Genomic DNA, 21,712 nt, shown 5'->3' with positions numbered 1-21,712 from the left:
GTACGTCAGTTCGCAGGTGCGGTGGATACAGGGGCCGTGTGGGTGTCGGCGGCGGGACCGAGCAGGCCCGCGAGACGACCGAGAGCGGCCGGGACCGTGCGGTAGTAGATCCAGGTCCCCCGGCGCTCCCCGGTGATCAGACCCGCCTCGCGCAGCACCCTGAGGTGGTGCGAGATCGTCGGGCCGGACACCTCGAACACGCCGGACAGGTCGCACACACACGCCTCGCCCCCCGCGTGCGAGGCGATCAGCGACAGCAGCCGCAGGCGTACCGGTTCCCCGAGTGCCTTGAACACTCGTGCGAGTTCGGTCGACTCCGACTCGTCGAGGGGGCGTTCCACGAGCACCGAGCGACAGATCGGCTCCTGGTTCGACACTCGTCTATTTTGATCAGCATCGAATCCATGGGTCAAGTGAACAGATGGGGTCGGACCGGGTCGCCGCCGTCAGCCCCCTCGACGCGGCAGGGTCCCACCGGCCAGAGCGGCGGCGACCACCGCGGCTCCGGCGAGAACGACGAACACCTCGGGATAGCCGCCCAGCGGACCCGCGAGTGCGCTCCCCGCCCAGGGGGAGATCGCCACGGCGATCATGACGGGTGCGGACAGGATCCCGTTGAGGCGGCCGTAGGCGCGCGGGTGCCAGCGGTCCGACAGCGCGGTGGCCTGCAGGAGGGTGAAGATCCCGCGGGCGGCGCCGGCGAGCATCGCTGCTGCGATCAGTGCCCACACCGGCCCCGGCAGGACGGCGAGCAGGATCGTGGTCGTGCCGAGTGCGGCCATCACGGCGATGCTGCGGCCACGGACGGTGCTGCGCCGGACGAGGGGGCCGTAGCCGAGCCTGCCGAGGACCTGTCCGAGTCCGCCCAGACCCAGGGCCCAGGCGGCGAGATCGGTCGACATCCCGCGGTCGAGCAGGAGTGGTACCTGGTTGACCGTGACGGCGAAGCTGGTGAACCCGCCGAGAGTGACCACCACGACCAGCAGCCCGAACGCCCTGCTGTGCCGGATCCGTGCCGGATCGTCGTCGACGACCGCCGGAGCGGCGCCGTGGTGGACGGGATCGGCGACCGGCTCGGGCCACGAGCCGCGCAGCCCGAACAGGTGCGCCGGAATCGTGACGACCCCGAGGACGACGGCGAGGACCACGTAGGTCTCCCGCCATCCGAACCGCTCCAGCAACGCCGCGGCGAGCGGGGCGAACACGGTGCTGGCCAAACCCGCGACCAGGGTCAACACGGTCAGCGCACGAACCCGGTCCGAACCCCACCACCGGGTCAGGGCCGCGAACGCCGGCGGGTAGAACGTCGCCGCCTGCGCGGTCCCGGCCAGCAGCCACGCCGCCACGAAGGCCGGGAACGATCCGGCCGCGGCGATCAGGAGAGTGGCCGGCACGCCGACGACCGCGCCCGCGGTCATCACCCAGCGGGGACCGTGACGGTCCAGCACACGCCCGACCGGGATCCCGACCAGCGCGGAGACCACCAGCCCCGCGGAGAACGCCGCGGTGACCGACGGGACGGACCATCCGGTGTCGGCCGCGATCGACGGCGCCAGCACGGGGAAGGCGTAGTAGAGCACGCCCCAGCTGGTGATCTCGGTGACGCACAGGACCGCGAGGACCCGCCACCGGCCACGGGACGTCAACCCTCCGCCGGACCGCCCACCGCGACGGCGAGCGGGCCGGGTCGTCGTCTCGTCGGAGGTCACGACGAGGAGGCCCCCGGCCGGGTCCGGATCAGGGACGGCGGGACCGCAACAACCGCTACCCGATGCCGTCGCGGCGTCCGACTCGTCGGCGTCGAACAGTCCCGCTCCCCCGCAGACACCGGTCTCGTTGAGCACCAGCTCCACCCGTGCGGCAGCCTCGTGATCACCGATCAGGGCGTCGGCGATCGATCGGACCTGCTCGTAGCCGGTGCGGGCCAGGAACGTCGGTGCGCGCCCGTAGCTCTTCATCCCCGCCAGGTAGAACCCCGGTTCGGGGTGCACCAGCTCGGCGGCACCGTGCGGGTACACGGTTCCGCAGGAATGCACGTTCGGGTCGATCAGCGGCGCCAGCCGGACCGGCGCCTGCAGCGTCGGATCCAGCTCGGTCCGCACCTCCGACAACCAGCCCAGCTCGGGCCGGAACCCGGTCAGCACGAGCACCTCGTCCACGCCGGACAGCGTGCGACCCTCGTCCGAGATCAGGACCACCGTCCCGTCGGCCACCTGCTCGATCCGCTCGGTGCGGAATCCGAACACCGGATCCACCAGCCCGGCTCCGACAGCCTCGGACGCCCGGACCCCGAGCGCCCCGCGAGCGGGAAGCTGATCACCCTCGCCACTGCCGAACACCTGACCGAAGCCCGGCCGGCGCAGCACCCACGAGATCCGGGTTCCCGGCTCCTCACGGGCGAGCTCCGCCAGGCCGGCCAACGCGGTCAAGGCCGAGTGCCCCGCCCCCGCGACGACGACGTGCCGACCGGCGTAGCGGGCCCGCTGCGCGGCATCGGTCAGGTCCGGGATCACGGCCCGCACCCGCTGCGCGACCTCCGCCTCACCGACCGCGGGCAGACCGTCACCGCCGAGCGGATTCGGGCTCGTCCAGGTCCCCGACGCGTCGATCACCGCTCGAGCCGCGATGCGCTGTCCGTCCGCGGTCCGCACGATCAACGGTTCGCTGTCGCGACCGGCGTCGACCACCCGGTCCCGGCCGCGGCGGGTCACTCCCACCACGCGAGCCCCGGTCCGCACTCGCTCCCCCAGAGCAGCGGCCAACGGCGCAAGGTAGCCCGCGACCCACTCCGCACCGGTCGGATACGCCTCGGGCTTCGGACCCACCCACCCGGTCGGGGCGAGCAGCCGCTCCGCGGCCGGGTCGATCAGCCAGCCCCACGGTGAGAACAGCCGGACATGGCCCCACTCCAGCACCGACGCTCCCGCGCTCGCCCCGGCCTCCAGTACGAGCGGCTCCACGCCACGTTCGGCCAGCTCGGCCGCCGCAGCCAACCCGACCGGGCCGGCACCGATCACCACGACCGGCAGCCCCGCACTCTCGCCCATCCCGCCTCCATCGATGTGTATCGATTAATCCGGCCGAATGTATCGACCCACATCGATGGACGCAACCATCGATCGTCGTCGATACTGGGTTCATGAGCGTGCTCCACACCGACTCGCAGGCAGCACAGCTCCCTGCGCACGACGCCACCACCTACGCGCACTGGTTCGCCTGCCTCGCCGAGCCGGTGCGGGTGCGTCTGCTGCACGCCGTCGCCACGGCCGGGAACCCGGTCCCGGTCGGCCGGCTCGCCGAGCTGGTGGGCATCAGCCAGGCGACCTGCTCGCACCACCTGCGCAAGCTGGCCGACACCGGCTTCGTCATCCTGCGCAAGGAAGGCACCACCACGCAGGTCACGGTCAATCCGCACTGCTGTACCGGCCTGCCTCACGCCGCGGACGCCGTCATGGGCCTGCTCGCCCCCGGCCCCTGCTGCCCGGACGACATCCCCGACGACGTCACCGTCCGCGCCATGGCCGACGACGACTGGGACCCGGTGCTCCGGATCTACGGCGAGGGCATCGCCACCGGGCACGCCACCTTCGAGACCGACGTGCCCGACCGCACCGACCTCGACGCCGGCTGGCTGCGCGAGCACCGCTGGGTCGCCGAGATCGACGACCAGGTCGTGGGCTGGACCGCCGTGCGCCCCGTCTCGACCCGGCCCGTCTACAGCGGCGTCGGAGAGACCTCGATCTACGTCGCCGACGGCTTCCGGGGCCGCGGCGTCGGCAGAGCACTCATCCGTCGGCAGGTCTGCGCCGCGGACGACGCCGGCCTCTGGACCCTGCAGACCTCGATCTTCCCCGAGAACCGCGTCAGCCTCGCTCTGCACCGCGCTGCCGGCTACCGCACCCTCGGCGTCCGCGAACGCATCGGACAGCACGACGGTCGTTGGCGGGACACCGTATTCCTCGAACGCCGCTCCGATCACCGCAGCTGACCAGCGAGATTCGCCGTCACAAGGCCGTCAGATCCACTGCGACGATCACGCGATTCATGGGAGAACGAGCACGTGGCCGACGACTCGGTGGGTAGGCGGATCGCCACTTACCGACGCCGGGACGGGCTCGGCCGGGCCGCGCTCGCCGGTCTCGTCGGACGGTCCGAGTCGTGACCCGGGCATCGGGCAGCGGATGCATGATCCAGTTGTGGCACATGCCCGGACACCGGCGCAGCTCGATCTCCTGCCCCGCCCGTTCGGCGTCACGCTGTAGCCGCCCGGCGTCAGCGAGGAGGAGGGCCCGGGTGCCGACGAAGGCGGCGATCCGGCCGAGTCCACGCAGGTCGGCGTCGACGGGACTGACCTCGGGATCGTCCAGGGCGGTCCCCGCCGCATACCAACGCCCGGCCCGGCGCAGCCCCTCGATCCCCAGCACCGGGTCGCCCGGCGCGGGCGGGGGCGGTGTGAACGCTGCGGCTCGACGGCCCCGATGGGCGTGACAGGAACAGGTCCGTGTCCTCTTGCTCGTCCCCCTCCTCCTTCCGGTACCGCTGACCGTCATGGCCGTGCGCCATGGCGCCATGGGGGCCACCCTGGGGGGCGCTCGTCGCCGTCCCGGTCACCCCGGGGCTGACCCGGCTCGGCCACGGCCCGTTCGTCACGGCGACACCGAGCCTGCAGACGGCGATGATCCTCGCCCAGGTGTTCCTCGCCCTGGTGATGGCCACCAACCTCGCGGTCGTGGCCGCCCTCGACCGGTGCGACGCCACAGCGGACCGCCGCCGGCACGACGATCTGGAGAATCTGCGCCGAGCCGCCGACACCGACGGGCTGACCGGTCTGGCCAACCGCCGCCGCCTCGACCGGGACCCCACCACAGCCGGACAATCCAGGGGCGTCCGCGGCGAGCCGTTGTCCCTGTTGATTCCCGACGTCGACGAGTTCAAGTCCTACAACGACCGCTTCGGCCACCCGGCTGGCGACCGCGTCCTCGTCGTGGTCGCCGCAGCGATCCGGTCGACGCTACGGACCCCGACCGACCTGCCGGCCCGCTACGGCGGCGAGGAGTTCGTCGTGCTGCTCCCCCACACCGGTCTCGCCGACGCGAGCCGGGTCGAGGCGCGGATCCGGCACGCGGTGGGGGCACTCGCCGTCATTCACGACAGGGCCGCCCGCGGCCCCCTGAGCATGAGCGTCGGGGTCGCGAGTGCGCGCCCCGACGACCAGCGGGCCGACCACTCCCGCCTGCTGACCGAGGTCGACCCGGCGCACCACCCCGCCGAGCGCGCAGGCCGCAACCGGTGAAGTGCGCCTGACCCGGCGTCGGCAGACATCCGCCGGGAACGTTACCTCCGCCCGGTGGCGGAGGTGATGGCGACCTCGACGGTCGGGTACCAGGTGAGCGCAGCCAACCTCCGCTGCGCGGCGGGCGACAGGAAACGCAGGTCGAAGGTCCCGGCCACGGCGAAGCCGATCCGACGACGGGTACAGGCATGAAGCGCGTGCGCGAGCGCCTCGGGGCCGCCTCGGCTGATCGTGTCCGACGCCGACACGTCGATGACGACGACGTCGAGCCGTCGGTGACCGGTCCGGGCCATCTCGATCTCCGCATCGAGGAGGCGCAACAACCGGCCACCGGAGGCCGAGTCGAGATGGCCCCGTGTCCGGATGACCGTCGTGCCGTCATGAGGGTGGGTCACGAACGGTCGCTCCGCGCCCGGTCGGGGCGGTGAGGTACGACCGCCGGGGGTCGCAGATCCGAGATTCTCCATGGTCGGCTCCCAGCACAGGTCCGTCGCGCGCGGAGCGCTCCGGGCGGAACGGCGAGCTTGTACTCGACCCGGTGCCGTGCAGCTACCCGAATCGTCGCGGCCCACACCTCACGGCACGAGCCCAGGACCACCCGGATTCCGCCCCGCCGCAACCCGCGACCGTGACGGGTGGCGAGATCGCCACGAGGTGGGTTTTCGGTGACCCGTCGCGGTTCGCGGGCCTGCTACCGCGCCGCACACGCGGTGCCGCCGAGCCGCACTCTGCGCGAACGTAGCCGAGGGCCCGGAACCCGATCCTCCATGTCCGTCCGCCGTGGGACTTCTCGCCCGCCGCGCCGCCTCGGCAGCGGCCACCAGCGGAACAGTGACCACGGATCCCACCGTCGTCACCTCCGACAACAAGGCCGACCAGCGGCCGGCCGAGCCCGGCGGCGACCGCGACGGTATTCCGTTGCCATGGAGCCAGGACGGCGCTGGGGCCGCCCCGCTGCACCACCGGTTCCTGCCGCGCCCCGGCACCTCGACCGGCGCCCGGTGACCGGATGCACCGCCGGTCCCGGCGATACTCCCCGCTGTCGCGGGTACAGGACGACGATGGGGACCAGGAGCCGGAAGCCCACGGGGGGGGGCGAGCCCGTCAGCACGCCGCCCGATCGGTCCGACGCCCGCGCCTGCGGTGCTCGGGCGGCACGAGACCGCCTCTTGCGTCGGTACAACGCCGGCCTGCATCGGAGCGCGACCCGGGATCACGACATGGACCGTCCTCCGGCTGTGGTGCGACGGTCCGGTCCGCCGCGTTCGGGATCTCTGCCGGAATCGACCTCGGCCGCAGGGACCCGGCGGTAGGTGACGATGGAAGACAAGCCGAATCCCGACCGCAGGACGTACTGGGGCGCGCGATATACCCGCGGCTGGTTCACGATGCTCGTCGGGGCACCCCTGGCGGTCGGCATCTACCTGTCGATCCTGCAGAACACGTCGGCATGGCTGGTGCTCGCGCCGATCACCGTGGTGATCATCGCAGCGCTGTGGCTGGTGCCGGTGGCGGTCGTCTCCGACAGGGGCGTCCGGTTCGTACTGTCGGGCACGGCCCTGCCCTGGTGCCGGGTGGCAGCGGTACTCGACCCACGCCCCGGGGACGAGGTGGTGCGGCTCGAGCTGACCGACGGGCGCATCGTCAGGGTGCCTGGCGTGCCGCCGAGCGCAGCACCCTACCTCCGGACGCTGCACTCCGGTGGGTCCTGAGCGCACGCGCCGCCACCCGCCGTCCGCTCCGCGTGGTACGGACTCGTACTGCCTGCAGCTCCGGAACACGCAGGGCTGCTGACGCGCCCTGCGCACGTGGTCAGGCAGTCGCCGGGCGTGGAGCAGTTCGCCCGGCGCCGTAGGTGAGGCGGCGCAGCAGGGCCTCGGCCGGCCCCCGCCGGCCCGCGCGATCCAGAGCAGCGGCGACGACCACGGTGGCCATCCAGGTGGCGACGGCGACCGCGGCAGCCGCGGCGGCGCCGAGCCGGCCGCCGAGGTCGAGCAACGCCGGCTCGGTGGCGACGAACCACAACGGCGACTGCGCGATGTAGAACGTCATCGACCGGCGACCGCAGGCGGCCAACGCGTTCGTGACCGGTCCGCGCCGCCGGCCGAGGCGGTCCGCCACGAGCGCGATCGCGGCCGTGAAGGCCAGCCCCCCGGCGACACCGGTCGCCGCGAACGTCGCCTCGGCCAGCACACCGGCCACGACCGAGTCCGGGGCCCACACACCCACCGCCTGCAGCGCGACCGGCTGCGCGCCCAGCACCGCCACCGGGAAACCGACCAGCACGACCCGGGTCAGGAGACGCCGGTAGCGGTCGGGTTGCTCGAGCAGCCGCATCCGGCCGGCCCAGACCCCGATCAGTACCGCGGGCGCGACGCTCAACCCGGCGAGGGGCAGCACCACGAGGGCAGACGCGCGCAGCACCGCGCTGTCGAGCAGGGTCGCCCCGACGGCCAGCGGAGCGTCCGCGGCGAACTGTTGCAGGGCAGTAGCAGACGCGACCCCGAACACGAGCGTGACCACGAACACCGTCCACAGCCGACGGCCCGACCAGGTCACCACACCGGCGAACAGCAGGGCGAACACGCCGTAGGAACCGATGATGTCACCGCTGTAGAGCAGGACGACGTGGGCGATGCCGAACACGACCAGCCAGGCACCGCGCCGCCGGATCAGCCGCCGCGCGTTCGCGGGGTCCCCGCCCGGGCCGGTCTGGCGCCGGGTCATCTGTACGAGGCCGTAGCCGAACAGGAGCCCGAACAGGGGCGCGGCCCGCCCGTCGACGACGGAGGTCAGGAGCCACTGCACGGCGACGTCCACCGGGCCGCCACCGGCAGGTCTGGCGAGCAGGTTCCCGCCCGCGTGCAGCATCCGGGAGTGGGCGAGGGCGATGAGCAGCAGCATCACCCCCCGCGCCAGATCCGGCGCCAGGAGGCGCTCCGAATCCGGTGTCGGGGAGACCCCACCGACCGCGGTCCGACGGGTTCGCGACATGGGACGCACGGTATTGATCTCATCCGATTCTGCGCATCGTTCCGGCGGAGGACCACGCCCCTACGAAGGGAGGAACGTCGTTCGCTCTTCGACCCACCTGTCATCGGCACACCGGCCCGGACGCCGCGCCGCGGTGCCTCGTCGCAACTGCACAGTCCTCGCCTCGGCCGTCGGCCTCTCGGGCCGGCCCCGCCCATCGTGGCCCTGTCGATCCGGAGAACGCCTGCTGTACTCGGCCGGTGCCGGCTCTCCCGCGGCGCCCGACGGTGGGCTGCTCCTCAGCCGCGTCGCACCGAGTCGCGGCGTCGACCGGCCCGGGTCCCGGTGCCGCGGTCCGTTCGAGCGCCGGGACAAAGGTCGGGGTGGTGGCCGGCCATGCCGGGGAGGCACGGGCCCGTTCGGGTCGCCGGTGCGGGCGAAGGCGGGCTGAACAGCAGGTTCTCCGAGTCCGGGTGACGGGAGACCTTCCGGATGGTGGGTAGCGCCGCAGCCGCGTCGGCTCCGCCGGCGAGACCACCGGGTTGGGAGCCCGGCCGGGCCACAGGGGGCAGACCGGTGAAAGCCCTGCGGTGGCCAGCGGCTTGTGCGGGTCGACCCCGATCCCCCGACGCGAGCATGCAGCTCGTACAGATGCTCGGCGAACCGACGCGACGATCAGGGTCCCATGACCGGTGACGACACGTACGACCTCGACAGGATTGCGGGGCCCGACGACGCTGAGCACAACTCCGGCCGAGCCGGTGGCGACCGGCAACGGGGCCCGGACGTCGGCGGCCATTGCGGCCGCGCGCCGAGGGATGGGCACGTGCGGCACGGTGCAGCCACGACTCGCGGACCGCAAGAATCCGAGCGGCGTCGGCGGGAGTGTGCAGCGGAGGCACTCCGACGCTCTCGTCCCTGGGCGGCACCGCTTCCCGAGCGAACGCCGGCTGCCCGCGATACCGAACCCAACCGCACCACACCGCGTTAGATTCACCCGAACGGCACACCTATCACGGAGCATGAGCCCTTGACCTCTTTGCGCGCCGTGGAGCGGCGTGCTCCGCGATACGGCCACAGTGGACTCCAGCATGATCATTCACGACGATCATCCGAGGATCACCGCTGTCGCCGTACCCATAGGTCAGACACAGAAAAGGCGGCACCACCCGGAAGTGATACCGCCCGTTTCCGACCGTCGGGACGACAGGATTTGAACCTGCGACCCCTTGACCCCCAGACAGACCAGAGCCCCGATGAGGAGTGACGGATAGCGGTATCTGCCCACGTCAGGGTAGGTGCGCGACCACGTCGACACGTAGCGGCCGACAGGCGCTCACAAGCGCCGCGCGCTCACACCGCACTCACCGGGGGCAGCCGTCCACATCGGACGCGACTGCTCCCCCACTCCCCATCGGGCACGGCCCTCCGGCCGGTGTCCGACACCGCCCGGAGGGCCTGACCCGATCCCCTGCCACGAACAGGAGACCGGCAGTCATGAACGCTTTCACACCCCATCCCCGGCACCGCGTCGGCGGCGCCCACCGCAGGACCCAGACGTGGCCGCCCACCCGCGCCCGCCGCGACCGGCTCGTCGTCGCCCTGGCCGTCACCGCCGCCGCCCTGTGCGTCCTGGCCGTGGCCCTGCTCGCCGCCGGAGCGGCAGCGTGACCGGCCCCGACGGCATCCGCGCCGCGACCGCCGACGTGCTGCACGCCGCACCGGCCGACAGCGGGTCCCCCGAGCCGCGCGACGGCGAGTGCTACCACTGCGGCATCGCCGACGACGAGGTCGTCCTGCTGGTCCACACCGGCCGCGGCGACCGCCTCCACGGCCACGACGAGTGCGGCGAGCCCGACGACTACCGGCCCGCGCCCGCCTGCACCGGACTGGCCGACTCGTGCGGTGCCGCGGAGGGCGTCCCGTGCGAGCCGTGGTGCTCCGCGACCGACCCGTTCGGGCACCTCTCGTGACCGGCCGCGAGCACGACGGCGACCGCGAGCGGGTCAGCGAGCACCGCTCCGGCGGACGCCGGTACCGCGTCCGCGAGTACGACTCCGGCGCGGTGATCGTCGAGCGCCTGGCGCCCGACGGCTGGCACCTCCTCGACGACGACGCTGCCGCCGCAGTCGTCGACCGGCTGCGCCGGGGCGAGCCCGGCACCGGCCAGTAGCAGCACTGCGGGGCGCTTCCGGGGACCGCTTCCGGGGGCGCCACGTCGTGTTTCCGCCGGTCGGCACGGTGTCGGCACGCGTGATTCCGGCAGCGCTTCCGCCGTGTCGACCGACACGGCGCCAACACGGCCGTGCCGACACGGCCCGAACCCCCGCTGACCTGGGCGGAAACACTGCCCGGCACCGCTTCCGGCGCCGTGTCGACACGACAGGCCGAAATCACGCCGGATGCGCCCGTTCCGCGGTGCGACGTGCGGAAACACCCCGACACGGAAGCGGTGCCGACACAGCACCCGACACAGCACCGCCGCCCCGGAGAGGACCGACCCGATGAGCGCCTGGTGGTGGGTGGCCCTGGTCGCCGCGGTGACGCTGCCGGTCGTCGTCGCAGCCACCGGCAGCCCCACCCGGCCGTGCCGGGCCTGCCGCGGGATCGGCACGGCCCGCGGCGACGGCGGCCGGTGGGCCCAGCACTGCACGTCGTGCTCCGGATGGGGGCAGGTCGAGCGTGACTCCCGCGTGATGCTCCGCCAGGCGACCGGCGGGCGCCTGTTCCCCGACGCCCCGTGCGAAGGGCGCCGGTTCGGCGGGAACGCCCCGTTCACCGCGGGGTGGCCGCGGCGGCTGCGCCGGGCCGCCCGCAGGCGGCGGCGGGCGCGGCGGAGCCGGTAGCGTCCGCACCGTCCGGCTGCGCTCCCCCGCGGCCCGCCCGACCGACCCTGGGGAGCCGTCATGCCCGACCAGTCCATGCCGCTGCACACCGCCACCGCAGTCCTGCGGGGCGTAGGCGGCGTCACGACCCGCGACGACCGCGACCGGGCCACAGCACGGGTGCTGGCCGCCCTCGACCGCCAGCACCTCGTCGCGATCTGGGCGCGCAGGTTGCTCGACGCCTCCGACGACGCGACCGCCGACCGGGCGCGGCGGCGGCTGCGTGAGGCGCTGGACGGGCTGGGGCGCTGACGGCTACAGCGGCCGGTGATCAGGCCCCTCGGGCTGGCCCGGCGGCACCGCGGGCTGCACGATCGCCGGGGCGGACGGAGGCGGGTCGTCCCACATCCACTCGACCTGGTCGCGGACGGGGCTGATGAGACCGACGATGACCGTGATCACGAGCACCCAACCCGGATTGCGCTCCGCCCAGCCGTTCAGTCCGCCACGTGCTGCCGCAGCACGGGCCTCCGCCAGCGGCTCGCGCATTGCCTCTGTTAGCGCACGAAGATCCTCCGGGGTGAGGCGTGCGGTGACCTCTGGCAGCGACAAGCCTGGCCCATGGACCGCCGCAGCGGTCGGGCTACTGGCGGTCGCGCTGACCTCCGCGACGCCAGCGTGTCCCTCGGCTCGCCCGCGTCCGCTCGACGTCCGCGTTGGCTTCAGTGCGAGCGCCCACTGTTCTCGCAGCTCTGGCCGGTCCTGCAACCATGCGGACAACTCCCGAGCCGTGCGATCTACCGATGCAAGCAGGTCACTCCGGCGGATGATCTCCGTGAACTGCTCGGCCACCTCCTCCATCCGCTCGACCATCCCGGACGCTGCGATAGCCGCCGAGATCTGCGCGGCAGCCTGCTCCAGATCCGCGAACGATTCGTTGCGGGCAGGGTCATAGGCGATGTTCTTCCAGGCGTCCGCGATGGGAACGCGAGGCGCGGTGGCGTCGGTCATGTCGAAGACACTGCCAGCAGCCACCGACGTTGCATCGCCCTTCTCGGGTCGGCCACGTAACTACACGCGGGCCGCCCTCTCAGCCCTGCTCCGCCCGGGTCTCGCGCGCGTTGTCCCGCGCACGCTTCGCCGCATGCTTGGTCGCGATCTGGACGTCCTCGATCCTGCCCTCCCACTCCGTTCGGTCGTCCTCGGTGAACCGCCCGACCGGCATCCGCTGGGCCAGGGTCTGCAGCTTGGTCGCCAACACGTGGGCGTCCATCGTCGACTTCTCCAGCTCGTCAGCGCGCTGCGTCGCGGTCTTCTCGGGCTTGCCCTTGGTCGTCATGGGCCCATAGTGACTTGCATCGCCGCCCGGCGGCCGGTGCTACTGCCGGCCTTTCTGCGACTGCACGGCGCGGGTCGGTGACCTGCACGTTCACACCCGGCACGCTGGACACCATGACCAGCACCCGCCCGCCCCGCGACCTCCAGTTCAAGGCGGCCCCGGCCCTGCTCGAACCGCGACCGGGCACGGTCACCGGCACCGACGACGGCACCCCCACCGACGAGGGGCAGGGCATCGTCACCGGCCTCGCCGCCGTCACCGGCGTCCGAGACGACGTCGGCGACATCATCGAGCCGGGCGCGATGGCCCGGACCCTGCGGGAACGCACCCCGCAGATGTGCGTGGCCCACGACTGGGGGCGCGTCGTCGGCAAGGTGCTCGCCGCCGTCGAGCTGCTGCCGGGCGACCCGCGGCTGCCCGCCACTGCCCCGGACGGCTCCCCGTGGCCGCCGGAGGCGGGCGCCCTGTGGTTCCGCGCCCGGTACATTCTCGCCACCCGCGAGGGGCGGGAGGCCTACGAGATCGCGAAGGCGTTCGGCCCGCAGCAGGGCTTCAGCATCGGGTACAAGGTCACCGCGAACGGCGCCCGCCACCGGGCCGGGACCCGCACGATCACCGACCTCGACGTCTACGAGATCAGCGCGGTCCTGCACGGCGCGAACCGGCTCGCGACCCAGCTCAGTGTGAAGGCCGCCGCCGCGGCGACGTTGGAGTACAAGGCCACCAGCGGCACCGGCACGGTCGCGATGGCCGCCCCCCGCGCCCGCGGCCCGTACCGCGTGCCGGTCGCCTGCGACATCTGCGGCGGCTCGGCGGGGGCGATGTCCGGCCCGCTCGGTGCACAGCTCGCCATCATCTGTCGGGACTGCGCCGTCGCGGTCGACGAGATGATCGCCGGGCGGGCCGTGCTCACCGATGAGCACCTGGCCGCCGCCGACGACGTCGAGCCTCCGCCCGCCAGCCTCGACGCCTACGCTGCCGCGATCGACAACGAGCAGGGGTACGAGCTGCTGCCGGACGGCGACCTGCTGCAGGCGGGCGAGGACGGCGGCGAGCAGACCGGCCAGGCGTGGCGGCCGGGCCGGACGGCGTCGCCGTACTAGCCCCGATTGCGCCGAACGGTCGCGAACCGGACAAGCCGCCGGACGTCTTGCAAGACATGCGCCCCCAGCTCCCCGCCCGCGCCCGCCGCGCCGTCGGCATCGCCGCCGCCGTCCTCGGCGTGCTCGCCGCGACCACCGCATGTCAGGAGGCCGCCGCCAGCCCTGCGCCGCGGCCGACGATCCCGCCGCTGCCGACCATCTCCATCCCGGCCCCGCCGACCGTGCCGGGCACCCGGCCGAATACCGGCAACATCGTGCTGACGTGCACTCAGATCGGGACGTCGAAGCAGTACCTGTGCACCCAGACCGGTACCGCAGCGCCGCCGGTCGCGCCGCCGCCCGTAACCGTCCCGACGACGCAGCCGCCTCCGACCCCGACCGATCCGCACACCTTCCCGCCGGTCACGCCGCCCAGCACCTATGACCCCTCGCCGCCGCCGACGATTGACCCGCCCATGACCACCACGCCGCCGGTGACGACGCCCCCGGAGCCGGAGCCGCATGCGCCGACCACCGCTCCCACGGAGATCGCACCCGGCCCGGCCGCCTGAGTGCGGGCAGCGGGAGCGCCGGTCAGCCCTCGACCCGCGCTCCCGCTGCCGCGGCGGGGCCCATCGCTCTCTGCGCTACCGCCCGGACCGCCATCGCCGACCAGGACGCCGCGCGCCGCGGCCGGTGCCCCTCCGCGTCGAGGGTGGCGGCGATCTCGCGGTAGGACGCCCCCTCGCCGCGCAGCTCGACGACGCGGGCCACCGCTGCCTGCTCGTCGGCGCGGGGCCCGGCGTCGCGGGCGCGGCCCTTGCCGGTCGCCTGGTAGCCGTAGGCGTAGGACCCGGTGGCCTTGCGGCCGGTCGCGGCCTTGGCCCGCATCCCGTCGCGCATCCGCTTCACGGCGGTGTTCTTCTCGTACTCGATCACCGCACCCATCACCTGCCGGATGAGGTTGCGCGACGGGTCCTCCGGATCCTCGGCGTGGACCTCACCGGACGTCGCGGTCAGGACCCGGCCGCCAGCGCGCCACACGACGGCGAGCGCGGCTTCCTGCACGGTGAGCTTGCGGGCGAACCGGTCGAGGTCGGCGATCAGGATGGCGTCGGCGCCGTGGCCGATCTCGGCGATGGCCGCTTCCAGCCCGGGGCGGTCGATCACGTCGAGGGTGCCGGAGCGTCCCTCGTCGCGGTGCCAGGCGGTGATCTTCAGCCCATGGGTGCGGGCGTACTGGCGGATGGCCGCCTCCTGGCGGTCCAGGCCCCAGGCGTCGATCTGGCCCGCGCTGGACACTCGCATGTAGGCGACAACCGGCGTACCCCTCATGACCTGCACTGTAACAGAACCGGGCGGATTCTTTACGACCGGAGTCGTGTCGAGCAGCCCCGACGCCTCGATCTCGCGCTCGACGACCGGCAGCAGAGCCGCCACCCGGGCCAGGTCCACCGTCGTCACCGCCCCGCCTCCCGCTCCGCCCGTCGCTGCGCCGCCGCATCCCGGCGCCGCTCCGCCGACCGCCCCGCCGTCCACCGGGCTCGCGCCTGCTCCGGCGTCGCCACCGGGTCCGGGTCGTACTCGCGGCGCGGCTCGCCCGCCCTGCCGTCGCGGCGCGGCACCCGCGGCGGCGACCGGCGCACCCCGACCGGCAGCAGCGCCGGGCGCGGCGGGCGGCCCGCGTTCGCGCGCTCGTCGTGGCGTCGCACGCGGGCGGCCAGGGCGGCGACGTCGTCGCGTGCGCGCTCGCGCCGGGCCTGCTCCGCAGCCGTCGCCCGCACCGCGCGCAGCCGGGCCAGCGTGATCGTCCGGCGGCGGGCCATCTCCGCGGCGAGCACGTCGACCGTGCGCAGGTGCTCAGTTGCGGCGGCGACGTCGCGGGCCAGCGCGGCCCGGTCGGCGGCGAGCACGCCCGGGGAGACGGGCACCATGACCGGGGCCGCCGGATCGGCCAGGCGGTCCAGGTCGACGACGAGCACGCTCAGGCTGCGCCGTCGCCGTCCGGCTCACCGGACGACCGGGCCGCCATCAGCCACCCGGGCCGGGACGCCACACCGATGCCCGGCAGCGGCGGCGGCACCGCGCCCGGCTCGTCGAGCGACCCCCACAACGACCGGCCGTCGGCACGCCCCGCGTAGTCGCCGGTCGGCGGGCCCCATCCGGTACTGCCGTCCTGGGCCGCGTCCGGGTGCGGGATCGCCTCGCCGGGCGCGAAGTGGTCGGCCCGCGCAGCAGCGCTTCCCAGGTGCGGCCAGGTGGCGTCGGCTGCGCTGTGCGAGTGCTCGGTCATGGCCCCAGGGTCGCGCGGTCGGCGGCCGGGCGCCCGGAGGCGCGTCGGCCGGTCCTGGATGGTGTGCGCGTCGAGCCCGGCTGCCGCGGCAGCCGGGGTCGTCGCCCACACCGGCCAGCACACCAGCCCGCCGTGCGGAGCGGAGCCGGTCCGGGCGGGCCGGTCGCGATCGCGAACCTGCACCGCCGCCACCTGACCGAGACGCAGCGGGAGTGGACGGCCGCGCAGATCGCCACCCTGGTGCACGGCGGGGACCGGGGGAACCAGCACACCGGCGGCAAGGTGCAACCTTGCACCTTGCCGACCGGGCCGGTCCCGACCCGGGCGCAGGCGGCGGAACTCATCACCGACCGGCGCCCGGCGAGGAAAGGCCGGCAGAACCGTCACCGCAGGTCAGCGACCCGGCAGCTCCACCACCGACCCCGCATCCCCCCGTGCCTCTGCCGCCGCAGCCGCCAGTAGCGCGGCCCGCTCCGCCACCGACACCGCCGGGCCCGCGACCTGGTCGACCCGGACCTCGGGCTGCGTCGCCGCCAGCCCCGACCTCTTCGCCGCGCGCAGGACACGGTCATCCGTCATCGGGAGCCCGACCTCGTCGGCGAACCGCAGCAGCGCGCCGCTCACAACCTGGGCGACGTCCTGGCGGGCCCGGGCCTCGTCGAGGCCCAGCCGGGCGATGGTGGCCGACATCGCGGCGACGCGGTCGCGCTCGGCGGCCTCCAGCGTTACCAGTGCCCGGACCGACTCGGGCACCGGGATGACCGTGCCGTCCTTCGACTGGACGGCCCTGTCGCCCTCGATTAGACCCGCGATGCCCTCCGCTGCAAGCTGATCGGCCAGCAGCTCCCCCAGATACTCCGCGCGAGCCACCGCGAGATGAAGCTGCCGCCCGGCCGCGATCGCCGGGTGGCTGTCGCGGAGCCGGTCCCCCGGATCGTCCGACACCAGCGGCAGCCGGGGCACCCGCTGCACCTCATCGCTCATGGTCGTCACCTTCCCGGTCCCGGACGACGTTCCTCGCGAGCCACACCGGGTCGCTCAGCGTCTCCACGTAGGCCAGTAGCACCGCATCCGCCGGGTCGACCGCCTCACGGGAGGGGTAAGGAACGCCCACGTCGCTCGTCGCCGCCGCCAGCTCCAACGCCCGCCGCCACCGCCACGGCTCCACATCGTCCGGCCGCTCCGGCACCGCGATCACCGCCCCGCCGCCTCGTCCAGCGCAGCGAGCAGCCGCCCGGCCGCGACGTCGAGCGCCGCCGACGGGACCGGCTCGGCGGCCAGCCGCTCCGCCGCCAGCGAGTAGGCGCGCTGCCACCGGGCCGACCGCGGGCGGCGCCGATTCCAGCGGCGCAGCGACTCCCCCGCCGCCGCCTGCAGCTGGAGGTCGAGCACAGCGACGTCGACCGGGTCGCCGTGCGGGCGCAGCGCCACCGCCAGCGCGCGGCACAGCGACTCATCCGGGCGACGCCAGCCCCGCTCGATCTGCCGCACCGTGATCTCCGCGACCCCCACCGCCTCCGCGAGACGACGCTGCGACCACCCCGCTCCGGCCCGTCGCTCCGACACCAGCAGCGCCCCGAACGTCCCCCGCAGCCGGGCCCGCTCGACCGCATCCGGCGCCGGACGACGTCCCTCGAACCGGGCCCGCGGCCCCACCTCCGACGCGGTCACCGGCCCGCCCCCGACCGTGCCGGTGCCGCGGCGCGTGCGCGCGGTCCGCACCGCGGCACCGCCTGCAGTGGAACCGGATGCAGGCACAGGCCGTCCGGCCAGCAGCCGCACAGTAGCCGCGGTCCCACCACGATCTCCGCGAGCCGTTCGACCGCCCCGCACCGGCCGCACCGCACCTGACCGCCCGGTGCCCGGACGCACGGCCGATCGCGCCCTCCGCTGCAGCCGCTCAGCTTGCTCGACCAGCCGAGCGGGAGCCGCCTCGCGCCTGCCCTCAGCGGCGGCAGGGGCCATGTGCAGTCCACCGGCGGCGGCCACACCGGCTCCGCCGCCCGGATTGCGGCGACGGCGGCCCACGATGCCGCGGTAGCCCGCGGCCGGGTCAGCGCATCGAGCGCCGTCTCCGCGCTCATCACGCGCCCACCGCCGTGACCTGGAACCGAGCCCGGCCGCGGATCTTGCGGCGGCGCACCGTGACCCCGGCCGCGGCGATCTCGGCGGCCCGGCGCCGCAGCAGCATCCCGAGCGACGACGCTGTCGGCGGCCACCACGGCCACGCCGTCGACGGGCCGCGGCCGATCGCGGCCAGCAGGTCCGTCGTCGTCCCGGTCCATCGGCCGTCGGCGCGGACGGCGACGTCGCGGAGCGCGGCGATCAGCGGGGTGATGTCGCGGGGCTCAGCGGGCCCCTGCCGGTTCGGGGGTGCCGGGGCACCGGGCGGGGCCGGTGCGGGCGCGTGCGGGGCGGCGGGGCGGGTCACCGGGGTCCGCCTGCGGCTCGCGGGGCCCGCACGAACGGCAGCGGCTCACCCGACCAGGTCGGGATCCCGACGGGCGGCACCCACACCTGACCGTGGAACACGGTCTTGCCGTCGCAGCCGCACCGGCGGCAGCACCAGGACCCCTCGGTCTCGACGAACGACGCCTTCCGGCACTTCCCGCAGCGCGCGAGCACGGTGCGATTGACGTCCTCCCGCGGGTCCTCCCACATGGTGAGGCCCGCCACCGCAGCCCGACCGATGACGACGAGCCGCCACGGCGACGCCCAGCACGTGCAGTGCAGCCACCGGGGCACCCCCAGGGGCAGTCCCAGTCCGTCGAGCGCGCTCAGCATCGCGTTGTCGACGGTGACCCCGCGCCGGAAGCGGCTGACGCGTGTGGTGCCCGGGATGACCAGCTCGGCGAGGCGGCTCTCGTCGGACACCGCCGCGTCCACCTCGTCGGTGACCCGGAACGAGGTCACGGTGAGCACGGTCGGCCCATCCGCGCCAGCCGCGACGGCCGCGGCGATCCCCCGCTCCTGCTCGGGCGTGCACGCCTGCAGGCGCAGCACCTTGCCCTGCCACCCCTGGCAGTCCGAGACGTGCTCCCCGGCCGCGGCCAGTTCACGAACCTTGTCGATCCGATCGTTGTGCGGGCCCTTCACCTCCAGCCACGTCGCGATCTCCGGCAGGAAGAAGTCCGGCCGGTAGTACTCGCCGGAGGGCAGGCGGACGGCCTCGGGCTCGTACTGCCAGACGATGCCCAGCGAGTCCAGCGTGGCCGCCCAGTCGGCCTCCAGCGTCGAGCGGAACCGCACCCCGCGGAACGTCTGGGGCACGGCCTCGATCCGCGCGGGCCGCGACACCGTCGGGCGCCGGTCCGCGACCACCGCCGCGGTAGTGGTGCGCGGCGACGGCACGGACGCGACCTCCCGGTCGTCTCGCCGACGCCGCAGCTCGCGGATCGCGGCGAGCTGCTTCGGGCTGTACTGCGCCAGGGCCGTGGCCTGCTCGGCGGCGATCTCGGCGTCGACCTCGGCCAGCACAGCGGACAGCTCGGCCAGGTCGTTGTCGCGGTAGTCGGTCATGAGGTGCCTCCAGGGCTCGTGGTCGCGGTGTGGGTGTGCCGTCGGGGTGGCGGTGTGCGGTGCAGCACCCGTGCACCCACGTCGTCGCAGGTCAGGACATGCGCGGAAGGGCAGCTGAGGGTGAGGGTGCACGGGTGTGCACGGGTGGGGCCCCTCACCCGTGCACCCTCATCGCCGCAGGTCAGGGGCCGGTTTCGGGGGTCGGGTGCACGGGTGCACGGGTGCCGACCCACGTTGGCCTCGTGTGTGCGCGCACGAGGAACAAGATCAACAGACCTCTCTCTCCTCACGCGTAATGTGAGGGGGGACCCGTGCACCCGTGCACCACAGGGTGTCGCCAACGTCCTGACCTGCGACAACATGGGTGCACGGGTGAGGGGTCCCACCCGTGCACACCCGTGCACACCCGTGCACCACCTCTGACCTGCGGCGATGCGGCCCGTCGAGCCGAACGATCCACCGATCGGACTAGTGGCGCGGCGCGGATGACTCGTCACGGGTGCGGCCGCCAGGTCTGCCGGACGTGCCCCAGGCACCCGCGGCACCGGCACCCCTCGGGGTGCGGCTCCGGCTCGAACACGGCCCGATCCGGGCTCAGCCGGAGCCCCGTGCGCATCCGGACCCGCTTCGCCTTCGGCCCGCCGAACCGCCGCCCGTGCCCCCGACCCGTCAGCTCCTTGCCCAGCGCGATCGCGTCGATCGTGTCCGCGGGGGCGATCCGGTGCGCGGCACACCACTCCCACCAGTCGCGGGCGAGGTCGTCGACGGCCTCGGCGTACTCGGTGCCGATCTCGCAGCGGTCGGCGAGCCACCTGTCGATCAGGCTCATGTCGGCCTTCACTGCGGCCAGGGCGGCGACACACGCCTGCGGGACGTCCCCGAACCCGTCGAGCTGGACGTAGGCGTTGTAGCCCTCGACGAGCCACCCCAGCACGCCGTCGGCGTCGTCGCGCAGCCGCGCTCCCAGGCCGGGATCCTCGGCGGACTCGGCGACGGTGTTGTCCATCGGGACGGCGTGGGAACGGCGCCACAGGGCCCGGTCGGCGCCCCGGATCTGGGGGGCGTCGTTGCACGCGATCACCGGCATGAACGCCGGACGCTGCTCGCGGTAGGTGCCCGAGTGCAGCGTGCGGGCGGCGTCCGTGTCGTTCCCGGTGAGGCGCTTCACCGCGTCGGCGTCGAGTGCCCAGCGGGCGGAGGTCTCGGTGGTGATGAGCAGCCGCCGCGGCAGCGCACGGTGAAGGTCCGGGCGAGGCTTGCCCGGGTCGGACTCGGACCGGAAGAGTGAGAGCTTGAACGACGACGCGTAGTCACCGAGGGCCCACGCGATGGCTTCGAGCAGCGTGGACTTGCCGGACGACGTGGCTCCGACGAGCAACAGCAGCACGCGGCGGGCGTTGTGCCCCAGCAGTCCGTACCCCATGATCCGCTGCAGGTACGCCCGTACGGCCGCGTCGGGGATGGCGCGCTCGACGAAGGCGGCGAACTCGCCCCGCGGCTGGTCGGGCCGCCAGGCGGCGCGGGCGGTGCGGGTGATGCGGTCGGCGCGCCGGTGCTCCCGGAGCTTCGCCCCGCCGTCGGCGAGTTCCAGCGTGCCGTTGGCGACGGTCAGCAGCCGCTCGTCGGAGTCCCAGACCTCCGCCGGGACATGGACGCCGGGCTCGTCGCGGATCAGGTCGAGCGCGGCATGCACGGCGGCCGACGACGCGGACTTCGCCGTGAACGCGGCGAGCGCGGCGGCGGCCTTCGCGGCCTTCTCGTTCTCGGCGTCCTGCTGGTCCTTCGCGGCCTTGTCGGCCGGGGCGGGACGCTTGGCGAGGTCGGCGGCGTAGCGGGCGACGGAGGCCAGCTCGCGCGGCAGCAGCTCGCGTACGACGGTCTTCACGCAGGACGCGGACAGCGCGCCCTGCTCGTCGACCGCCCACCGGGCTCCCGACCACAGGCGGAAGCCGTCATCCGACCACGCAAGATCCCCCGCGAACATGATCGCGACCCGCTCGGCGAGGCCGACCTGGGTGAGCTTGGGCAGGTCCAGGACGCTAAGTGCGCGGGCGCTCTTGCACGCCCGACCGGGGATCTGCCGCTCGACGGCGGCGATGGTCGGGTGCAGCCGGAACGCTGCGCACGTGGCGTCAGCGGTCCAGGTGTACTCCCGGTCCGTCAGCTGGCAGACGAGCAGCGCCCAGCCCAGCCGGTCCAGCACGCGCGTGGTGTGGACGCCGCGGGGCTCGTCGACCTGCACCGTCAGGGCAGCGGCGATGTGGGCGGGCAGGGGGTCAGGCAGCACCACGGTGGCGTGCTGGCACTCCACGTTGTCGGCGACCTTGGCGCTCACCTCCGGGTCCCGCAATCGGTCGTCGCGCCATCGGCGCAGGCCGGGCTACCCTT

The 21,712-nt window shown here is 73.9% G+C and carries 27 protein-coding genes and 1 pseudogene; 11 read left to right on the top strand and 17 right to left on the bottom strand.

Features of this window, described 5'->3' with window-relative positions:
* Nucleotides 1–5: 5 nt before the first annotated feature.
* The 3 genes and pseudogenes from MTO91_RS12245 to MTO91_RS12235 form a co-directional block, all read right to left on the bottom strand.
* Entirely contained in the window at nucleotides 6–377 is a 372-nt protein-coding gene (locus MTO91_RS12245) for an ArsR/SmtB family transcription factor (RefSeq protein WP_476654552.1), read from the bottom strand.
* A gap of 69 nt (nucleotides 378–446) precedes the next feature.
* A complete protein-coding gene (locus MTO91_RS12240) occupies nucleotides 447–1,646 on the bottom strand; it encodes an MFS transporter (protein WP_476654865.1) in 1,200 nt (399 codons plus the stop codon).
* Nucleotides 1,647–1,736: 90 nt separating this feature from the next.
* A pseudogene (locus tag MTO91_RS12235) lies at nucleotides 1,737–3,047 on the bottom strand (FAD-dependent oxidoreductase); the annotation flags it as partial.
* Nucleotides 3,048–3,139: 92 nt separating this feature from the next.
* On the opposite strand from MTO91_RS12235, the gene MTO91_RS12230 reads away from it, so the two are divergent.
* Nucleotides 3,140–3,988 (top strand): helix-turn-helix domain-containing GNAT family N-acetyltransferase, encoded by an 849-nt coding sequence (locus tag MTO91_RS12230; protein WP_476654551.1) that lies wholly within the window; start codon nucleotides 3,140–3,142, stop codon nucleotides 3,986–3,988.
* A 16-nt stretch (nucleotides 3,989–4,004) separates the two neighbouring features.
* Here MTO91_RS12230 and MTO91_RS12225 read toward each other — a convergent pair whose 3' ends face one another.
* The gene (locus tag MTO91_RS12225) at nucleotides 4,005–4,550 is read right to left on the bottom strand and encodes an alpha/beta hydrolase fold domain-containing protein (protein WP_476654863.1); all 546 of its coding nucleotides are present in this window, start codon (nucleotides 4,548–4,550) and stop codon (nucleotides 4,005–4,007) included.
* An 11-nt stretch (nucleotides 4,551–4,561) separates the two neighbouring features.
* Between MTO91_RS12225 and MTO91_RS12220 the strand changes: the two genes are divergently transcribed.
* Nucleotides 4,562–5,293 (top strand): diguanylate cyclase, encoded by a 732-nt coding sequence (locus MTO91_RS12220; RefSeq protein ID WP_476654550.1) that lies wholly within the window; start codon nucleotides 4,562–4,564, stop codon nucleotides 5,291–5,293.
* A gap of 41 nt (nucleotides 5,294–5,334) precedes the next feature.
* Here MTO91_RS12220 and MTO91_RS12215 read toward each other — a convergent pair whose 3' ends face one another.
* Nucleotides 5,335–5,760 carry an STAS domain-containing protein gene (locus tag MTO91_RS12215; protein WP_476654549.1) on the bottom strand — a complete coding sequence of 142 codons (426 nt, stop codon included), beginning with the start codon at nucleotides 5,758–5,760 and terminating at the stop codon, nucleotides 5,335–5,337.
* 364 nt (nucleotides 5,761–6,124) lie between these two features.
* Here MTO91_RS12215 and MTO91_RS12210 point away from each other — a divergent pair, with 364 nt between their 5' ends.
* Both MTO91_RS12210 and MTO91_RS12205 read left to right on the top strand, forming a co-directional pair.
* Nucleotides 6,125–6,298, top strand: a complete 174-nt coding sequence (locus tag MTO91_RS12210) for a hypothetical protein (protein ID WP_476654548.1) — start codon at nucleotides 6,125–6,127, stop codon at nucleotides 6,296–6,298.
* 308 nt (nucleotides 6,299–6,606) lie between these two features.
* On the top strand, nucleotides 6,607–7,005 hold the full coding sequence (locus MTO91_RS12205; protein ID WP_476654547.1) for a hypothetical protein: 399 nt from the start codon (nucleotides 6,607–6,609) through the stop codon (nucleotides 7,003–7,005).
* A 100-nt stretch (nucleotides 7,006–7,105) separates the two neighbouring features.
* Here MTO91_RS12205 and MTO91_RS12200 read toward each other — a convergent pair whose 3' ends face one another.
* Entirely contained in the window at nucleotides 7,106–8,287 is a 1,182-nt protein-coding gene (locus tag MTO91_RS12200) for a DUF418 domain-containing protein (protein WP_476654546.1), read from the bottom strand.
* 1,476 nt (nucleotides 8,288–9,763) lie between these two features.
* Between MTO91_RS12200 and MTO91_RS12195 the strand changes: the two genes are divergently transcribed.
* The 5 genes from MTO91_RS12195 (at nucleotide 9,764) to MTO91_RS12175 (ending at nucleotide 11,403) form a co-directional block, all read left to right on the top strand.
* Nucleotides 9,764–9,937: a hypothetical protein gene (locus tag MTO91_RS12195; RefSeq protein WP_476654545.1), complete on the top strand. Its 174-nt coding sequence runs from the start codon at nucleotides 9,764–9,766 to the stop codon at nucleotides 9,935–9,937.
* The gene (locus tag MTO91_RS12190; protein ID WP_476654544.1) at nucleotides 9,934–10,239 is read left to right on the top strand and encodes a hypothetical protein; all 306 of its coding nucleotides are present in this window, start codon (nucleotides 9,934–9,936) and stop codon (nucleotides 10,237–10,239) included. Before MTO91_RS12195 ends, MTO91_RS12190 begins: the two co-directional genes overlap by 4 nt.
* On the top strand, nucleotides 10,236–10,439 hold the full coding sequence (locus MTO91_RS12185; RefSeq protein ID WP_476654543.1) for a hypothetical protein: 204 nt from the start codon (nucleotides 10,236–10,238) through the stop codon (nucleotides 10,437–10,439). Before MTO91_RS12190 ends, MTO91_RS12185 begins: the two co-directional genes overlap by 4 nt.
* Nucleotides 10,440–10,770: 331 nt before the next feature.
* Nucleotides 10,771–11,112 (top strand): hypothetical protein, encoded by a 342-nt coding sequence (locus MTO91_RS12180; RefSeq protein WP_476654542.1) that lies wholly within the window; start codon nucleotides 10,771–10,773, stop codon nucleotides 11,110–11,112.
* A gap of 60 nt (nucleotides 11,113–11,172) precedes the next feature.
* The gene (locus MTO91_RS12175) at nucleotides 11,173–11,403 is read left to right on the top strand and encodes a hypothetical protein (RefSeq protein ID WP_476654541.1); all 231 of its coding nucleotides are present in this window, start codon (nucleotides 11,173–11,175) and stop codon (nucleotides 11,401–11,403) included.
* A gap of 3 nt (nucleotides 11,404–11,406) precedes the next feature.
* On the opposite strand, the gene MTO91_RS12170 is transcribed toward MTO91_RS12175, so the two are convergent.
* Nucleotides 11,407–12,102, bottom strand: coding sequence for a hypothetical protein (locus tag MTO91_RS12170; protein WP_476654540.1), 696 nt, complete (start codon nucleotides 12,100–12,102; stop codon nucleotides 11,407–11,409).
* A 79-nt stretch (nucleotides 12,103–12,181) separates the two neighbouring features.
* Entirely contained in the window at nucleotides 12,182–12,430 is a 249-nt protein-coding gene (locus MTO91_RS12165) for a hypothetical protein (protein ID WP_476654539.1), read from the bottom strand.
* Between the two features lie 113 nt (nucleotides 12,431–12,543).
* Here MTO91_RS12165 and MTO91_RS12160 point away from each other — a divergent pair, with 113 nt between their 5' ends.
* Together MTO91_RS12160 and MTO91_RS12155 are read left to right on the top strand one after the other, a co-directional pair.
* Complete coding sequence (locus MTO91_RS12160) at nucleotides 12,544–13,533, top strand: HK97 family phage prohead protease (RefSeq protein WP_476654538.1); 990 nt, start codon at nucleotides 12,544–12,546, stop codon at nucleotides 13,531–13,533.
* Nucleotides 13,500–14,084: a hypothetical protein gene (locus MTO91_RS12155; RefSeq protein WP_476654537.1), complete on the top strand. Its 585-nt coding sequence runs from the start codon at nucleotides 13,500–13,502 to the stop codon at nucleotides 14,082–14,084. The genes MTO91_RS12160 and MTO91_RS12155 overlap by 34 nt, the downstream gene beginning before the upstream one ends.
* A 22-nt stretch (nucleotides 14,085–14,106) precedes the next feature.
* Here the strand turns inward: MTO91_RS12155 and MTO91_RS12150 are convergent, their stop codons facing one another.
* The 9 genes from MTO91_RS12150 to MTO91_RS12110 form a co-directional block, all read right to left on the bottom strand.
* Nucleotides 14,107–14,976, bottom strand: coding sequence for a recombinase family protein (locus MTO91_RS12150; RefSeq protein ID WP_476654536.1), 870 nt, complete (start codon nucleotides 14,974–14,976; stop codon nucleotides 14,107–14,109).
* Nucleotides 14,973–15,494 carry a hypothetical protein gene (locus tag MTO91_RS12145; protein ID WP_476654535.1) on the bottom strand — a complete coding sequence of 174 codons (522 nt, stop codon included), beginning with the start codon at nucleotides 15,492–15,494 and terminating at the stop codon, nucleotides 14,973–14,975. Before MTO91_RS12145 ends, MTO91_RS12150 begins: the two co-directional genes overlap by 4 nt.
* 2 nt (nucleotides 15,495–15,496) lie before the next feature.
* Nucleotides 15,497–15,988, bottom strand: a complete 492-nt coding sequence (locus MTO91_RS12140) for a hypothetical protein (RefSeq protein WP_476654534.1) — start codon at nucleotides 15,986–15,988, stop codon at nucleotides 15,497–15,499.
* A 210-nt stretch (nucleotides 15,989–16,198) separates the two neighbouring features.
* Nucleotides 16,199–16,789 (bottom strand): hypothetical protein, encoded by a 591-nt coding sequence (locus MTO91_RS12135; RefSeq protein ID WP_476654533.1) that lies wholly within the window; start codon nucleotides 16,787–16,789, stop codon nucleotides 16,199–16,201.
* Nucleotides 16,779–17,003 (bottom strand): hypothetical protein, encoded by a 225-nt coding sequence (locus tag MTO91_RS12130; protein WP_476654532.1) that lies wholly within the window; start codon nucleotides 17,001–17,003, stop codon nucleotides 16,779–16,781. Before MTO91_RS12130 ends, MTO91_RS12135 begins: the two co-directional genes overlap by 11 nt.
* Nucleotides 17,000–17,527, bottom strand: coding sequence for a helix-turn-helix transcriptional regulator (locus MTO91_RS12125; protein WP_476654531.1), 528 nt, complete (start codon nucleotides 17,525–17,527; stop codon nucleotides 17,000–17,002). The genes MTO91_RS12130 and MTO91_RS12125 overlap by 4 nt, the downstream gene beginning before the upstream one ends.
* Nucleotides 17,528–17,888: 361 nt before the next feature.
* Nucleotides 17,889–18,236 carry a hypothetical protein gene (locus MTO91_RS12120; protein WP_476654530.1) on the bottom strand — a complete coding sequence of 116 codons (348 nt, stop codon included), beginning with the start codon at nucleotides 18,234–18,236 and terminating at the stop codon, nucleotides 17,889–17,891.
* Entirely contained in the window at nucleotides 18,233–19,324 is a 1,092-nt protein-coding gene (locus MTO91_RS12115; RefSeq protein WP_476654529.1) for a PDDEXK family nuclease, read from the bottom strand. Before MTO91_RS12115 ends, MTO91_RS12120 begins: the two co-directional genes overlap by 4 nt.
* A gap of 493 nt (nucleotides 19,325–19,817) precedes the next feature.
* Nucleotides 19,818–21,659: a phage/plasmid primase, P4 family gene (locus tag MTO91_RS12110; RefSeq protein ID WP_476654528.1), complete on the bottom strand. Its 1,842-nt coding sequence runs from the start codon at nucleotides 21,657–21,659 to the stop codon at nucleotides 19,818–19,820.
* Nucleotides 21,660–21,712: the final 53 nt, after the last annotated feature.

The sequence above is a fragment of the Pseudonocardia sp. 2-7 genome (genome assembly GCF_056341085.1).
The sequence above is the reverse complement of the archived record's forward strand: the minus strand, read 5'-3'. Positions and strand labels throughout refer to the sequence as shown.

What these genes read in the sequence shown, in the direction of transcription:
- MTO91_RS12230 (WP_476654551.1), top strand. Translation starts at nt 3,140, where the DNA reads ATGAGCGTGCTCCACACCGACTCGCAGGCAGCACAGCTCCCTGCGCAC.
- MTO91_RS12225 (WP_476654863.1), bottom strand. Translation starts at nt 4,550, where the DNA reads ATGACGGTCAGCGGTACCGGAAGGAGGAGGGGGACGAGCAAGAGGACA.
- MTO91_RS12220 (WP_476654550.1), top strand. Translation starts at nt 4,562, where the DNA reads ATGGCGCCATGGGGGCCACCCTGGGGGGCGCTCGTCGCCGTCCCGGTC.
- MTO91_RS12215 (WP_476654549.1), bottom strand. Translation starts at nt 5,760, where the DNA reads ATGGAGAATCTCGGATCTGCGACCCCCGGCGGTCGTACCTCACCGCCC.
- MTO91_RS12200 (WP_476654546.1), bottom strand. Translation starts at nt 8,287, where the DNA reads ATGTCGCGAACCCGTCGGACCGCGGTCGGTGGGGTCTCCCCGACACCG.
- MTO91_RS12195 (WP_476654545.1), top strand. Translation starts at nt 9,764, where the DNA reads ATGAACGCTTTCACACCCCATCCCCGGCACCGCGTCGGCGGCGCCCAC.
- MTO91_RS12180 (WP_476654542.1), top strand. Translation starts at nt 10,771, where the DNA reads ATGAGCGCCTGGTGGTGGGTGGCCCTGGTCGCCGCGGTGACGCTGCCG.
- MTO91_RS12175 (WP_476654541.1), top strand. Translation starts at nt 11,173, where the DNA reads ATGCCCGACCAGTCCATGCCGCTGCACACCGCCACCGCAGTCCTGCGG.
- MTO91_RS12170 (WP_476654540.1), bottom strand. Translation starts at nt 12,102, where the DNA reads ATGACCGACGCCACCGCGCCTCGCGTTCCCATCGCGGACGCCTGGAAG.
- MTO91_RS12165 (WP_476654539.1), bottom strand. Translation starts at nt 12,430, where the DNA reads ATGACGACCAAGGGCAAGCCCGAGAAGACCGCGACGCAGCGCGCTGAC.
- MTO91_RS12160 (WP_476654538.1), top strand. Translation starts at nt 12,544, where the DNA reads ATGACCAGCACCCGCCCGCCCCGCGACCTCCAGTTCAAGGCGGCCCCG.
- MTO91_RS12135 (WP_476654533.1), bottom strand. Translation starts at nt 16,789, where the DNA reads ATGAGCGATGAGGTGCAGCGGGTGCCCCGGCTGCCGCTGGTGTCGGAC.
- MTO91_RS12115 (WP_476654529.1), bottom strand. Translation starts at nt 19,324, where the DNA reads ATGACCGACTACCGCGACAACGACCTGGCCGAGCTGTCCGCTGTGCTG.